Origin of the sequence: Lysinibacillus fusiformis (assembly GCF_003049525.1) — a bacterium.
Classification (GTDB): Bacteria; Bacillota; Bacilli; order Bacillales_A; family Planococcaceae; genus Lysinibacillus; species Lysinibacillus fusiformis.
The window spans coordinates 378,672-392,720 of sequence record NZ_PYWL01000002.1; the positions used below are offsets into that span (position 1 = coordinate 378,672).

Genomic DNA, 14,049 nt, shown 5'->3' on the forward strand with positions numbered 1-14,049 from the left:
TACAATGAAACAGCTACAACGTTATACTAAAAAACTGAATTTATCCATTGGTCTCCTCGTCATTGTCGGCTTTTTGCTCGTCATGTTGGTCAGCTTTTTTTATACACCTCATGATGTCAACGCCATGAACATACCTGAGAAATTGCGTGGGCCAGGTGGTGCTTATCTTTTTGGGACAGATGAATTCGGGCGTGATATTTTTAGCCGAATTATGAAGGGGACACAAACTGCTTTCGCTGTTGGATTATTAACTGTAGGAATTGGGACGTTTTTTGGGATTACCATAGGTGGAATTGCAGGCTATGTTGGCGGCTGGATTGATGAAATATTTATGCGAACAATGGACGCTTTAATGGCATTTCCGGGCATTATTTTAGCGTTAATGCTAGTAGCTGTATTTGGCCCAGGGATTGTCAATACGGCCGTAGCATTGGGCATTATCGCCATTCCTGCTATTGCCCGAATTGCGCGAAGCGGCTTTGTCCAACAACGTGACTCGGAGTATGTATTGGCAGCGAAATTAATTGGCGTCAAGCCTCATAGCATCATGTTTCGTCATATTTTACCTAATATATCATCGCAAATTATTGTCGCGGCGACGGTCACATTCGCAACTGCCATGCTAGCAGAGGCAGCACTAAGCTATTTAGGGCTTGGTGTTCAGCCACCAAACCCTAGCTGGGGCAGAATGTTAAAAGATTCACAGGCTTATTTAATCGGTGCCCCTTGGTATACGTATGCGCCTGGAGGAGCCATTACGATTCTTGTTCTTGGTTTATATATGCTTAGTAATGCCTTACGTGATTTTATGGACCCGCGTTCAAAATCGTAATAAATCAGGTGCTGTTTTTTGCAAAAGCTCATAGGCCTTGACTGCGATTTCAATGTTTAGTCGATGTGGCGCTTGTAAAAAATCAGCACCGAATATACTTTCTAGTCGTTCAATTCGTTTATAGAGCGTTTGACGGACGATAAACAATTGCTCAGCCGTATCATTTTTAGCTCCATTGCAAGCTAAGTAAACAGCTAATGTTTGGAATAAATCATGACCATTTTTTTGATCCAGCAATAATAGTTCTTGTAAATAATCTTTCACAAATTGTAAGAGGGCGGTCTGCTCCTGCTGTAGTAATAACCGGAAGACACCTAAATCCTTATAATAAATGGAGCTAGTCAATTGATGATGCTGCATTTGGATAACCGATTTAGCCTCCTTATAGCCAAGATGGACACTTTCTATCGTTTGATAAACATTGCTAATCCCGCAAGTAAGGGTGAGCTGTTCAAAAAATTGCGATGCTTTTCTAGCAACAATTTGTGCTATCGCTTGATCGAAGGAATCTCGATTATCCTTCATATAATCTGCAGCAATATAGAAAGCTAAAATAATAATTTCATGCTGTCGTACTGAAACGGTAGGGAAGAATCCTAGCTTCTTTAAGATGGAGCGGACATACATGGCATTTTGTAATTGAATTTCCTGCCACTCTTCCTCTGGTACCACTTTGGCTTCGTCATGTAGATTGAACACGACGACACGGTAAAATAAATTACGACTTTCAATCGGTAAATAGCTTTGATAGTATTGGATATCGACAGGCTGGCCTTGAATTAACGCAAGAATAAATTCATCCTCACGGCTTTGCTGACGTTCCTGTAGCATGCGATTTCGCATTAAAATATGGGCAATCGACATCGTAGCACGTTCCAAGTTTAATAAGGTATAATCACTCGGTTTTGGCAGTCCAGAATGCATACATAAATAGCCCCAAACTTGCCCAAGGCCATTTACGGGGATAATGACAAAATGATCCTTGTCAATTGATAAAAGATGCAAGGGCTCCTGTAGTTCTAACTGCTGACAATGTTCTTCCATCATACGTAAGTACTTTTTGGCTTCGACTGGATAATAAAAGCTTTTGGTATCTTCAGAGACAAATAAAAATGGTGCCTCGGTATCTTGATGAAGGACTTGTAAAATTTTTAAAATACCATTTGGCATTAACGATAATTCCATAAATGTTTTGGAAAGGGTATCGAGCTGTGTAAGTGCCTGTTGATGTTGGTTAATTATGTACGTATGTAAATCTTGTGTAATATCGATAAAGCGTACTATTTCTTCAAAGACAATGATTGGGAAATGATGCGCATTCGCCATGGCAATCAGCTCGACGGGTACATGATCAAAATAGTCTCCAATTTCAATACAAAGCCCTGCTGCTTCATTCCGAATAAGGTTTTGTAAGTAGGCAATTTGTGTTTCGCGCTCTAACTGTAATCCGACACCGGTAGTTAAAATGAGCTCACCACCATTAATTAATGTATCAAAATCTTTAATTTCTAAAATATGTGTCCACTGAACTTGGCGTTCAAGGCCATGGTGTCCTGCTATAAGCTTCGCCGATTCAAAATATTTGCGCTTCAGGACATCACGTACGAGTAGAGGATGTTTCGACATAAATTAGCACCTGCCCTTCGAATGTACAATGTCTATTTTTTATTATGTTTGAGAAGTCAGAAAATTTCAACACGAATGAGCGTAATAGTAGAAATTGACGAAAGACAAAAAAGACATCTAGGATACACGATTGGAGGTCATGATATGGAACGAAGTGATCAGTTCACCCATACCTTACAGCAAAAAGATCGTGAAAACGTTTGGCACCATATGTCCATTTATAACGACCATACACCCGTCATTATTGAACAGGGAGAAGGTGCCTGGATAACAGACAGTTTAGGCAACCGATTTTTAGATGGCATGTCGGGCTTATGGGCGGTCAATGTAGGCTATGGACGTGAGCGACTTGCTAAGGTCGCTTATGAGCAATTAAAAAAACTATGCTATGCTCCTTTAACACAAAGTCATGAACCTGCTATTAGATTAGCTGAAAAAATCAACAGCTTATTAGAGGATGACTATATGATGTTTTATTCGAATAGTGGTTCTGATGCAAATGAAGTAGCGTTCAAGGTTATACGACAATACCATCAACAAAACGGGGAAGGGACCCGCTATAAAATGATTGCTCGTTATCGTGCCTACCATGGTAGCTCGCTTGGAGCTTTAGCTGCTACAGGCCAGGCATTACGTAAATATAAATATGAACCCTTAACACCAGGCTTCCTGCATGTTGCCCCACCCGATCCATATCGCCGTCCAAAAGGACAATCTATTGAAGCATATAATTTAGCAAGAGCACGTGACATCGAGGAAAAAATTATTTGGGAGCAAAAAGAAACAATTGCGGCAGTTATTATGGAGCCATTCATAACAGGTGGTGGTGTTTTAATTCCACAACCAACATATGTTCAAGAAGTAGAGCGCATTTGTAGAAAATATGGGGTATTACTCATTATCGATGAAGTTATTTGTGGTTTTGGGCGAACAGGCAAGCTATTTGGCCATCAGCATTTTGGTATTCGCCCAGATGTTATTACGATGGCAAAGGGACTCACTAGCGCCTATTTACCATTATCAATTACAGCAGTAAGAAAAGATATTTATGAAAAATTTAAAGTATCAGATGGCTATAGTCATTTTCGACATATTAATACGTTTGGTGGTAACCCAGCAGCCTGTGCAGTAGCATTAGAAAATATTAAGATCATTGAGGAAGAGGGACTTGTACAACGAGCAAAAGATTTGGGAATTCAATTACTCCATGACTTACAAGACTTATTAGAACTGCCCTATGTTGGTGATATTCGGGGACTTGGGTTGCTCGTTGGTATCGAGCTTGTTGAAGATAAAGTCTCACAAAAACCTGCTAAAGAAGAACGTGTGGCAAGCATCATAGCTGCTTGTAAAGCGAATGGCTTAATTATTGGGAAAAATGGCGATACAGTGGAGGGCTATAATAATATCATTACGTTAAGTCCACCACTTTGCTGTACCGATGAAGATCTTGATTTTATGGTAGCTGTTTTAAAAAGAGTATTTGCGACCCATGTCTAGTACAAGGCGATTCCAGATCGGGATAAATCAGGAATCGCCTTTAATAGTGTCGCTTCTGTCCTTTTTTTACAGCTTCCCAATCAATTTCAATATTTTGTAGGACGCGCGTGAGTAAATGGTGAATGCTATCGACTTCTTCGCTAGAAAAACCATCAAGTGCTCGTTCGTTGGAGTACTCGCCCTCCCGTTTTAAAAATGGATAGATGTCTAAGCTCTTATTAGTTGGGAAAAGTAATTTATTTTTCTTATTTCCTTGATCACTTCTTTTTTCAATAAAGCCTTTTGTTTCTAATTTTTGAATGGCCCGAGAAGCGGTTGTGCGATCCACCTTCAATAGCTCTGCGACTTTTTCTTGAATGATCCCAGGATTTTCGCAAATTCGGATTACATATAAATATTGACCCTTCGTTAAATCCAATTCCTTAAATTCTATATTACTAATCGAGTCTAATGCCCGTGCGATCGCACCAATTTCACGTAAGATTTCTTTCATTTTCTATCCTCCTTAGATTTTTATTGTATTTGCAATAAAAATAGTTCTATACTAATAGTATCATCTTCAGGCGAAAAATGCATCTGGAGAAGAGGATGATTGAAGTGAAACTAGGAGGAGTATTCATGAGCATAAAAAAAGTAACAACTGAAGCAGACTTACAATTAGCATTTGATTTTAGACGAAAAGTTTTTATTGAAGAGCAACAAGTACCTGAGGTAGAAGAGTATGATGAATTTGATTCACTGCAAGCACCATGTGATCATATTCTTGTGTACTATAAGGAGCAGCCAGTAGGAACGGGTAGACTCCGTGTAGTCGAGGGCTATGGTAAATTGGAGCGTATTTGTATAGTAGAAGAGTTCCGTAAATTTGGTCTTGGCAAAGAAATCATTATTGGGTTAGAGCAAATTGCCCGCGATAATGGTCTGACAAAAGCTAAATTAAATGCTCAATCGTATGCAGAAGGTTTTTATGAAAAATTAGGCTATAAGCGTGAAGGGGAAGAGTTTATGGATTGCGGCATTCCCCATATTTTAATGAAGAAATATTGGTAAATGTGCTAGGGATTGAAAAGTTGGTAAAATGTCCACGTACTCTTTATTGAAGAAAGCATGAAGTTAATTGTCATTAAATAATACCTCCTCCTCTTGACCTTGGGAGGAGGTATTTTATTGTTAACCTATGAAAGTTGGATATGTGTTCGATGATCCATCATGCTCCATACGTCATTGTGTTGCATATCTACCACTAATTTCAGCTATTCGTTGATTTTTCTTTCACAACCGTACCCGCAAAGCTGTCATGGGGAAGGCATTGACCTTGCTGTTGCTCGAAAGCTTGGCGATTTTTTAAATAGTGAAATGAACTGATTGTGTCACGATAAGCCATGCGTTTAATAATTTGACGGTCTGATAATGTATGACCCTCTTCATGTTCGAGTACAAGTCCCATAGCCTTGTAGCCAATGGTTTGTCCATTTTTACGAAGCTGTGCATACTCTAATGCCCATAACATGGCGGTCGGTGTAACGAGTGCATGAACCACCTCATTTTTCACTTTCTTTCGTAGAAAATACTCTACGCCTAATGTGACAGCTGTTGAAATAGCAGTATCCATTAAAAAAGCAAGGGCTCGTTTTTTTGTTATTGATTCCATGCAGGTCCTCCTTCCATTGATTTCTCATCAGTACATACGGAAAATAAGGATAAAAAGTTTCGAATGATGCTAGATTCATTCCAATAATTGTTCAGGATATGAGGGGATTGCCCCGTGCTTCATTGTTGTGATTCCTGCATAGCGGTTTGCAAACGAAAGCAGGGATATCGCATGCTGTTCACAATAGGCCACCAAATGATCCACAGATAGTTGATGTTGCAGGAATTGACTTAATATCGCCCCAATAAAAGCGTCCCCAGCACCAGTCGTATCAACTGCTTGTACGTTCTCAGCATTGACCTTACTATGATATTTCTTTGTATATAATGTTGCGCCTTCTGCTCCATGTGTAATGATAATCGTCTCTAGATGTCCCTGAAATAATGTGTGCACAGCCGACATTTCATCTTCAACGGCTGTGAGAAATAACAGTTCTTCATTGGAGAGCTTTACAATATGGGCTTTTGGTAAAAAAGCTAGAATCGTTTCTCGACATACCGTCTCATCCTGCCATAAAGGCAAGCGGACATTCGGATCAAAGGAAACGATGCTGCCTGCTTGATGTGCCTGCTCAATAAAAGCTAAATGGGCAGACTTCATCGGACTTTCCACAAGATTAACAGAACAAAAATGAATGATATCTTTGTCTGTTAATAGTTGTGAGGGGAGATACTCTTGTTTATACAATAGATCTGCAGCATGACGTCGGTAAAATTGAAAATCACGCTCCCCAGTTTCAGAGAGTGCTACAAAAGCAAGGCTTGTTTCTCCCTCAGTCGTTTGACGAATATATTGTGTATCCACACCTACTAGCTGCAAGGTCTTCTTCAGAAAATCACCAAACGCATCCTGCCCTACTTGTGTTAGGAGGGCAGCCTGTTGACCAAGCTTGGCACACACTGCTGCTACATTTGCAGGGGCTCCACCAGCATGCTTCGTAAAATGCTCAATAAGGGCTAGGTCACCATGCTGCTGGGTTGGCGTAAAATCTATTAATAATTCGCCAATTGTAAAGAGTTTGCCCATTAGGATACCTCCTGTGGTAGCCGTTTTTTCTTCGGTGTATAGATCGTATAGAAAATCCCGCCGAAGATGAATAGAATGCCCAAAGTTTGCATAAAGTTCGGCATAAAATCAAGCAGCAGCATATCGAGTAAAATCGCGACAACTGGGTCGACGAATACTAGTACGGAAACTAGAATGGTAGAAAGACTGCGGATACTATCAAAAAATAAATAATAAACAAATCCAGTATGAATAAATCCTGTGCCTAAAATATAGAACCAATTGGTTGTGGTTAAACCTTCAAAGAGTGAGAAATCGATGAAAGGCAGTAGCATCACAATGCCAACCGTTGTTTGTATATATGTTAAGGCGTAAGAGCTAAGGTTTGTAATGGTCTTGCTTGTTAGCATAGTAAGGGCATAAAACACCGCTGACAGTAAGGCCCAAACAAATCCTGATTGCATAAATTCAGAGAAAGATACAAAATTTTGAAGACCCATAATAAAAATACTACCGATAAAGCAAGTAATGGTTGCTACGAGTGCTCGAATGGTCATTTTTTCTTTTAAAAAGATAGCGCCTAAAATTAAAACAAAGATAGGGGCTAAATTATAGATAGAAATCGCAATTGAAATGGACATTTCCTCAAAGGCTTTAAATAAAAATACCCAATTTAGCACTAGGAAAACGCCACAAATAATCGTTTGAATAATTTCTTTCTTTTCCCATTTCTCCGTTTTATGTCCACCTGTGATGAGCCACAATACTCCTAGAAAGAGGGTTGCGCAAATACATCTAACAAAGACAAGCTCTGTTGCAGGAACTCCCGTATGAACGGTGAAAAAACCGATGGAGCCAAAAAGTGCCATCGATACGGTTAGTTTAATAATGGCTGAGATGTTCATACAAAACCTTCTTTCTATTTTTTATTTGTAAATGTGAAAATGAAAGCTAGTAGGGTAAATCCCTACCAGCATTTATCTTGCTATAGCATTATTCGCGAATTTGCCCACTACCATATATAAAATATTTTGTAGAGGTGAGGGCAGGTAATCCCATTGGGCCACGCGCGTGTAGCTTTTGCGTACTAATACCAATTTCTGCTCCATAGCCAAATTCAAAACCATCCGTGAAGCGGGTAGAAGCGTTATGATAAACTGCCGCTGCATCAACGCTGTTTAAAAACGTTTCCGCCACTAATGGATCTTCCGTAACAATCGCTTCAGAATGATTGGTCCCAAAATGATGAATATGCTCAATGGCCTCGTAAACATTTTCAACTAATTTAACACTTATTTTTAAATCAAGGAACTCAGTCGCATAGTCATCCTCAGTCGCTAGAAGGGCTCCTGAAAATGCCTCGCATACTCGCTCGTCACCAATAATAGTAACACCTGCTTTATGGAGCGATGATAGAAGCTGCGTGCCATATGTTTTAAACCATACTGGGTGAATTAATAAGCTTTCTGCAGCATTACAAACAGAGGGACGCTGTGTTTTTGCATTCAAACAAATTTTTTCTGCCTTTATGTAATCCGCCATTTCGTCCACATAAATATGACAGTTTCCTGCACCTGTTTCTAATACAGGGACAGAAGCTTCTCGGACGACTAAGTCTATAAGAGCCTTGCCGCCTCGAGGTATTAATACATCCAAGAACTCGTTTAAATGAAATAATTCTTTAGCTGTTTCTCGGCTCGTATCCTCGATTAGTTGGACAGCATCTGTCGGTAGAGACGTTTTTGCCAATGCACAACGAATACTTGCTACAAGGGCACTATTTGAAAACGTAGCAGATGAGCTCCCTCGTAAAATCACGGCATTGCCTGTTTTTAGGGACAGTGTCGCGGCATCCACCGTAACATTCGGTCTTGCTTCATAGATCATTCCTATGACCCCAAGTGGTACCATGCGCTTTTCGATGTGGAGACCATTATCTTTATCTATACGTTCGATGACTGTGCCAACTGGGTCTTTGAGAGAGACAAGTAAATGAATGGCATCGACCATCGCCATAATGCGTTCCTCATTGAGCATGATACGGTCCAATGTAGAAGCAGACATCCCTTGTTGTTCTCCATTGACAAGGTCTTTTGCATTTTCTGCAATGATGTCATGTTGGTCCATCAATAGCTGTTCGGCAATTTTAGTTAGAGCTTCATTTTTCTCACAAGTCGTTTTAATATTTAATATATAGCTAGCGGCTTTGGCACGTTGGCCTTTTTTTTGAATTTCACTTATCATGTTTAGACCTCCTTATTTAGTTTGAATTTTCAGCCATTTATCTCTATGAATAACCTCGATCGGGCATTTCGAAAATGCATTTGACCGTTTGCCCATAGCGGACATCAATTCTTGTGAGGAATACAGCACTTCACCACGTCCAAGTAGACCTTGTTCACTATACACTTCAACTACATCCCCATTGTTAAAATCACCTTCAACCTGATAAACACCAGCAGGTAACAAGCTTTTACCATTGACCATAAGTGCTTGTTCAGCACCACTATCTATAAAAATTTTACCAGAAACTTCCGTAAGTGCAATCCACTGTTTATGATTCTTTAACACGGCTAGGTCATCATGTCCAACATACGTGCCATCACCACGCCCTGCTAAAATATCAACAAGCTTTTGAGCGCCACTTCCTGTTCCAATAAAAACTTTAACTCCTGCCTGTAAAGCTGTGCGGGCAGCCAATAGCTTAGATGCCATGCCACCTGTACCCACCTTGGAACCTGTACCGTCTGCAAAGTTTAACAGGTCATCTGTAATGGATGTTAAGTAATCGATGCGTTCCGCCTGAGGGTTTTTGCTAGGGTTGGCGTTATATAAGCCATTAACATCTGTTAAAATGATGAGTTGATCTGCATGTACAAGTCCACTAACAAGCGCAGACAGCATATCATTGTCGCCAAAGGTTAACTCACTTATAGAAACGGTATCATTTTCATTAATAATAGGTAGCATCGAGCGTTCAAGCAATTCCTCGAAAGTAGCATAGGCATTTTTATAGCATTCCTTTTTAGAAAAATCGGTACGCGTCAGTAAAATTTGAGCAGGCATTATATCATAAATACTAAATAAGGCACTGTACGTTTGAATAAGCAAGCTTTGCCCAACTGCCGCCGCCGCCTGTTTGCCCTTTACCGTAACAGGACGAGCTGGGTAGCCAAGCTGTTTAAAGCCTGCTGCTACTGCACCTGATGATACAAGTAATACGTCATGTCCCTGGTTCTTCAACTCCGCGATTGCCTGAACATGATCCATTAAGCGAACTTTATCGATTTCGCCTTTTGCATTTGTTAAGGAGCTACTCCCAATCTTGATGACAATTCTCTTTTTTTCCACCAAACGACCTCCAATTGTCAAAATAAAAACCCTTTCATCCTAAAAAAATTAGGACGAAAAGGGTTGCTTTCCGTGGTACCACCTACATTGAATATCGTGCGACATTCCACTTTCCTCATAACGCTAGAGACTGCGCCTAGTTTAGCTAGGACGATAGACAAAGTAGGTTCATTAGTCTTACTTGCACAATGTCTTGCAGCCGATGGACATCGCTCTCTGCTCAAGCAGTTACTAATTACTGGTCTTTGTTCGTTTTTTCATCATAAATTTTTTCAACTATTGAGTAAAGGATGCACTACTTCCAAATGCCTGTCAAGATGATTGGGAAAATTACTTGAAAGTTTTGATAAATTAAGAAAAAAAGATAGAAAGGGCATGATATTTTTATTTAAACCACCAAATGGCGATGAAAAGGGGGAGCATTGCTAGCATAATCACAAAGAAGCTCCATAGTACTTGTTTTCCTGAGGACATGTTTTTTGGCTTTATGCTCATTTGTTCATAAAGCATGTTAATGGCACGCTGCTCTTTCGAATAAAGCATTGCTTGAAATTCTTCATAATCCTGAATATAGCTTGATGGGGGACGCGGACTAAAACGTAAATTTCTAATAGAGTCGGTAATATCTTTGTCATTCATCCAGTAGGTGATAACAGGAGCTAAGCCTGTATTTTGTGTAGCTTTTACTTGAATGTCATGGGACTTCATTTTATAGTAAACCTGACCGTGCTCATCTTCGTACTGTGAAACAATATCACTAACTGCCATCTAATAATCACCTCTTATTGAAGTTGTCTATTTTATGATGAGTTTCTTCTATTATAATGTAATAAAGGAGAAAAGTATTGCTTAAACGAGCATTAATTGTGAAACGGACATTCACGAAAAAATTTTAATAAAGTCATAAACTTACATCTAAAGTAAAGTAAGGCATGTAGTATAATGAAAATAGTTTGTTAAAAGTAGTGAAGGAAGGGCATTATTGGAGGTTCCAAGATGCATAGAGTCATTTACCTCCCAATCTTATTTTTTTATAATATAGAAAAGGGATAGTATTGAACAATCTTTAATCCCTTGTGTAGTGATCACAGTTGTCAATTCATCACTTGAACATATGGCGTTTCAAATGCTTATTTTGGGTATAGTATTTTTAGTACAAGCATGAATAATATTTTTTTGTTTAGTATTGAAGGTATCCTCTTTACATTGATCGGGATACAGATTGCCATTAGCAAACATTAGGAGGAATTCACATGGCTATTTTACATATAACCTTTAGCTTAGCAACTCAGGGTTCCATGAAGCTTGCTATACGCCAACATCTTTTGCAACGTAATGAATCCGTTTTAAGTGTCCATGATGATTTCTCTATTGGACCTCTTCACAGCTTAGAAGAGCGCATAGTATGGTTAAACACTCATATTATAAAAGATAATGAAGATCAGCAATTATACGTAGATATGTATGAAAGCTGGAAGAAAAAAATTGCCGAGCTGCCCTGTGATGTGGATGTTTGGGTTTGGTATAGTCAAAATACACATGAACAGATTGGTTTGCGCTATGTCATGAGTGAGTTTATTCATAAATGTAGTATGGTTTATGGGATTGACGCCACAGATGGCCTGAAGCAAATTCAACCACATCTCGATATTCGCCATACAGGAGAGCTTTCCTCAGACATGCTCATGAAGCTTCGTCCCTATGCTAAACGATTTTCAGTTCAGGAATGTCAACAGCTTGCTAAGGAATGGGAAAACCTTAAAGAACATTCAAGTCCCCTCAGATTGTGGAAAGAGGGCATTGTACATGTAGAGGAAGATACTTTGGATGCGCACATTATTGCCGCTGTGAAGAATATGCATGCACAACAGAAAGAAGAATGGCTTTTACTTATGCCTATGATCAGTACTATTCACATTGCCTTGGATGATTATATGAGTGATGAATTCATTATGAAACGCATAATGATTATGATTGAGCAAGGCTTGTTTCAGATAGAAGGAGATTTATCAGATTTTCATTCCTGTAGAGTAAAGTATATAGACGTATAATAAAAAGCGGTAGGCTGCATGGGGCAACCTACCGCTTTAGTTTTCCTGAGCGGGAGGAGATATTTTTTTATCATAAAAATCAAAGACAAATTGTTGAAATTGGCGAGCAGATGGTGACAAATAACGATTGTCTATCCAGGCCATGCCAATAATACGTTCACAAACCATATCCTCCACATGGATTTTGACGATTTTTTTCGGATTCAAATCCTCATCATCAGGTAGCAATGAAACACCGAGACCTGCACCAACAAAACCTGCAATGGTAGAAACCTCATCACCTTCATAAGAAATTTTAGGCTTAATGCCCGCAGCATGTAACAAGCGATCAGCTGAGCGGCGGAGGGCGTACCCTTTTTTCATCAGCACGAAGTTCTCATGCTCCAATTCTTTCATTTTTATGCTTTTGCGATGAGCAAGAGGATGATCAATTGGAACCATAATAAATAACTCATCTCGCCATAGTTCCTTCCAGCTAACGGGAGGCTCTGTATCAATCGCAGCTAGTAAGCAGAGGTCTAACTCTCCAGCAAGCAATTGTTTTAATTGAGAATGTGAGTAATTTTGGGTGAAATGAAAACGGATATGGGGGTGCTTCTGACGAAAAGCACGAATTAAGTCCGGCACAATACTAGTCCCAAGAGTGTGTAAAAAACCGAGTGACACATCCCCAAGCTCCGGATTATTAAGCTCTTGTAATTCTAAGACAGCTTTCTCATATTCTTTCCGCATTCGTTGCACACGATATAAAAAAAGTTCACCATAGCGATTGAGCATAATGGAACGTCCCTGCCTATCAAAAAGCGGTACACCTAGTTCTTCTTCCAGCTTTGATATTGATCGACTTAGAGCTGGCTGTGAGATTGCCAATGCTTCTGAAGCACGTGTCATATGTTCTAACTTTGCAACGGTTACAAAATATTCTAATTGTTGCCACTCCATTTTTTCACCTCTATTCTCGTAATTTTTAAGTTAACTGCATTATAACGGGAAACAGAGAGGAAGTATAGGTGGCAAAAACTTTTTAAAAAGACGTTGCCTTTAATTAGAAGAATGGAAAAGTTAAGTAGCAGAAAGTGTGATTGTACAGGTGTTAAGTTGACATCATTCATGCATGAGACACATTGATTTGATAAAAACTATAAATTGTACATTATGAATAAAGGGTGTTAAGATAGACACATAAAATACACAATTAATAATTTCCGTGAAGGGGATATCCTAAAATGAAGTTAACAAAGCCGCAACCTCTAACAATTGAGGGAGGCAAAAAAGCCGTACTATTATTGCATGGATTCACAGGTAGCACAAAAGATGTGAAAAAGCTAGGAGAATTTTTATCTCAACGAGGTTATACCGTTCATGCACCTATTTATAGTGGTCACGGAGTAGAACCAGAAGCATTATTAGAAACAAAACCAGAAGACTGGTGGAACGATGTTGTTGAAGGCTATAACTTCCTTCAAAGTAAAGGCTATGAAGAAATTGCAGTTGTTGGCATTTCACTAGGTGGTGTTTTCTCATTGAAAGTAGCAGAGACATTTCCAGTAAAAGCATGTGTAGCGATGTGTGCACCAATTACACGTGATAATTCAAAAGGCTTATTTACACGTTTGTACCACTATGCTCGTTTATATAAACATTTTGAAAATAAATCAAAAGATCAAATTATTTCAGAATTACATGAATTACGTATTTCACCAAAAGATTCATTAGATGGTGTAACACGTTTAACGACTGAAACACGTGATGATTTATCAACAATTAAAGCTCCGACATTAGTTCTACAAGGGTCATTAGACGATGAGCTTTATCAGGAAAGTGCACCGTTTATATTAAATACTGTAGAAACAGATGACAAAGAAATCATTTGGTATGAAAATTCAGGTCATATTATTACGTTAGATAAAGAACGTGACAAAGTATATGAAGATGTTTATAAATTTTTAGATCATATTGAATGGTCAGTTGCAAATTAAGGAAGGGCTGTCAGAGGACAGCTCTTTTTTTATGCAATAACATTCTATATTCAT

Annotated in this window: 14 protein-coding genes; 5 read left to right on the top strand and 9 right to left on the bottom strand. The window is 39.1% G+C overall.

Annotation, left to right across the window (positions count from 1 at the left end):
• Positions 1-4: 4 nt before the first annotated feature.
• Positions 5-832, top strand: coding sequence for an ABC transporter permease (locus C9J29_RS06700; RefSeq protein ID WP_008180243.1), 828 nt, complete (start codon positions 5-7; stop codon positions 830-832).
• Here the strand turns inward: C9J29_RS06700 and C9J29_RS06705 are convergent.
• A complete protein-coding gene (locus C9J29_RS06705; protein WP_008180245.1) occupies positions 821-2,458 on the bottom strand; it encodes a PucR family transcriptional regulator in 1,638 nt (545 codons plus the stop codon). The two genes, C9J29_RS06700 and C9J29_RS06705, sit on opposite strands and share 12 nt — an antisense overlap.
• 144 nt (positions 2,459-2,602) lie before the next feature.
• Between C9J29_RS06705 and C9J29_RS06710 the strand changes: the two genes are divergently transcribed.
• Positions 2,603-3,958 carry an aspartate aminotransferase family protein gene (locus C9J29_RS06710; protein ID WP_090001801.1) on the top strand — a complete coding sequence of 452 codons (1,356 nt, stop codon included), beginning with the start codon at positions 2,603-2,605 and terminating at the stop codon, positions 3,956-3,958.
• A 40-nt stretch (positions 3,959-3,998) separates the two neighbouring features.
• Here C9J29_RS06710 and C9J29_RS06715 read toward each other — a convergent pair whose 3' ends face one another.
• Positions 3,999-4,451, bottom strand: coding sequence for a MarR family winged helix-turn-helix transcriptional regulator (locus C9J29_RS06715; RefSeq protein ID WP_036125008.1), 453 nt, complete (start codon positions 4,449-4,451; stop codon positions 3,999-4,001).
• A gap of 125 nt (positions 4,452-4,576) precedes the next feature.
• Between C9J29_RS06715 and C9J29_RS06720 the strand changes: the two genes are divergently transcribed.
• Positions 4,577-5,008, top strand: coding sequence for a GNAT family N-acetyltransferase (locus tag C9J29_RS06720; RefSeq protein WP_043990712.1), 432 nt, complete (start codon positions 4,577-4,579; stop codon positions 5,006-5,008).
• A gap of 199 nt (positions 5,009-5,207) precedes the next feature.
• Here the strand turns inward: C9J29_RS06720 and C9J29_RS06725 are convergent, their stop codons facing one another.
• The 6 genes from C9J29_RS06725 to C9J29_RS06750 all read right to left on the bottom strand — a co-directional run bounded on the left by C9J29_RS06725 (position 5,208) and on the right by C9J29_RS06750 (position 10,733).
• Positions 5,208-5,609 carry an RDD family protein gene (locus C9J29_RS06725; protein WP_107921826.1) on the bottom strand — a complete coding sequence of 134 codons (402 nt, stop codon included), beginning with the start codon at positions 5,607-5,609 and terminating at the stop codon, positions 5,208-5,210.
• A 75-nt stretch (positions 5,610-5,684) separates the two neighbouring features.
• Entirely contained in the window at positions 5,685-6,635 is a 951-nt protein-coding gene (locus C9J29_RS06730) for a carbohydrate kinase family protein (protein WP_107921827.1), read from the bottom strand.
• A complete protein-coding gene (locus tag C9J29_RS06735) occupies positions 6,635-7,519 on the bottom strand; it encodes a DMT family transporter (RefSeq protein WP_025115015.1) in 885 nt (294 codons plus the stop codon). The genes C9J29_RS06730 and C9J29_RS06735 overlap by 1 nt, the downstream gene beginning before the upstream one ends.
• 88 nt (positions 7,520-7,607) lie before the next feature.
• The gene (locus tag C9J29_RS06740; protein ID WP_107921828.1) at positions 7,608-8,858 is read right to left on the bottom strand and encodes a glutamate-5-semialdehyde dehydrogenase; all 1,251 of its coding nucleotides are present in this window, start codon (positions 8,856-8,858) and stop codon (positions 7,608-7,610) included.
• A gap of 12 nt (positions 8,859-8,870) precedes the next feature.
• Positions 8,871-9,965, bottom strand: coding sequence for a glutamate 5-kinase (proB, locus tag C9J29_RS06745; protein WP_089985004.1), 1,095 nt, complete (start codon positions 9,963-9,965; stop codon positions 8,871-8,873).
• Between the two features lie 384 nt (positions 9,966-10,349).
• Positions 10,350-10,733: a sodium:proton antiporter gene (locus C9J29_RS06750; RefSeq protein ID WP_089985002.1), complete on the bottom strand. Its 384-nt coding sequence runs from the start codon at positions 10,731-10,733 to the stop codon at positions 10,350-10,352.
• Positions 10,734-11,218: 485 nt separating this feature from the next.
• On the opposite strand from C9J29_RS06750, the gene C9J29_RS06760 reads away from it, so the two are divergent.
• A complete protein-coding gene (locus tag C9J29_RS06760; RefSeq protein WP_107921829.1) occupies positions 11,219-12,016 on the top strand; it encodes a DUF1835 domain-containing protein in 798 nt (265 codons plus the stop codon).
• Positions 12,017-12,052: 36 nt separating this feature from the next.
• Here C9J29_RS06760 and C9J29_RS06765 read toward each other — a convergent pair whose 3' ends face one another.
• Positions 12,053-12,958 carry a LysR family transcriptional regulator gene (locus C9J29_RS06765; RefSeq protein WP_089985000.1) on the bottom strand — a complete coding sequence of 302 codons (906 nt, stop codon included), beginning with the start codon at positions 12,956-12,958 and terminating at the stop codon, positions 12,053-12,055.
• A 284-nt stretch (positions 12,959-13,242) separates the two neighbouring features.
• On the opposite strand from C9J29_RS06765, the gene C9J29_RS06770 reads away from it, so the two are divergent.
• A complete protein-coding gene (locus tag C9J29_RS06770; protein WP_031419567.1) occupies positions 13,243-13,995 on the top strand; it encodes an alpha/beta hydrolase in 753 nt (250 codons plus the stop codon).
• The last annotated feature ends 54 nt before the right edge of the window (positions 13,996-14,049 follow it).

What these genes read in the sequence shown, in the direction of transcription:
- C9J29_RS06700 (WP_008180243.1), top strand. Translation starts at nt 5, where the DNA reads ATGAAACAGCTACAACGTTATACTAAAAAACTGAATTTATCCATTGGT.
- C9J29_RS06705 (WP_008180245.1), bottom strand. Translation starts at nt 2,458, where the DNA reads ATGTCGAAACATCCTCTACTCGTACGTGATGTCCTGAAGCGCAAATAT.
- C9J29_RS06710 (WP_090001801.1), top strand. Translation starts at nt 2,603, where the DNA reads ATGGAACGAAGTGATCAGTTCACCCATACCTTACAGCAAAAAGATCGT.
- C9J29_RS06715 (WP_036125008.1), bottom strand. Translation starts at nt 4,451, where the DNA reads ATGAAAGAAATCTTACGTGAAATTGGTGCGATCGCACGGGCATTAGAC.
- C9J29_RS06720 (WP_043990712.1), top strand. Translation starts at nt 4,577, where the DNA reads ATGAGCATAAAAAAAGTAACAACTGAAGCAGACTTACAATTAGCATTT.
- C9J29_RS06725 (WP_107921826.1), bottom strand. Translation starts at nt 5,609, where the DNA reads ATGGAATCAATAACAAAAAAACGAGCCCTTGCTTTTTTAATGGATACT.
- C9J29_RS06730 (WP_107921827.1), bottom strand. Translation starts at nt 6,635, where the DNA reads ATGGGCAAACTCTTTACAATTGGCGAATTATTAATAGATTTTACGCCA.
- C9J29_RS06735 (WP_025115015.1), bottom strand. Translation starts at nt 7,519, where the DNA reads ATGAACATCTCAGCCATTATTAAACTAACCGTATCGATGGCACTTTTT.
- C9J29_RS06740 (WP_107921828.1), bottom strand. Translation starts at nt 8,858, where the DNA reads ATGATAAGTGAAATTCAAAAAAAAGGCCAACGTGCCAAAGCCGCTAGC.
- C9J29_RS06750 (WP_089985002.1), bottom strand. Translation starts at nt 10,733, where the DNA reads ATGGCAGTTAGTGATATTGTTTCACAGTACGAAGATGAGCACGGTCAG.
- C9J29_RS06760 (WP_107921829.1), top strand. Translation starts at nt 11,219, where the DNA reads ATGGCTATTTTACATATAACCTTTAGCTTAGCAACTCAGGGTTCCATG.
- C9J29_RS06765 (WP_089985000.1), bottom strand. Translation starts at nt 12,958, where the DNA reads ATGGAGTGGCAACAATTAGAATATTTTGTAACCGTTGCAAAGTTAGAA.
- C9J29_RS06770 (WP_031419567.1), top strand. Translation starts at nt 13,243, where the DNA reads ATGAAGTTAACAAAGCCGCAACCTCTAACAATTGAGGGAGGCAAAAAA.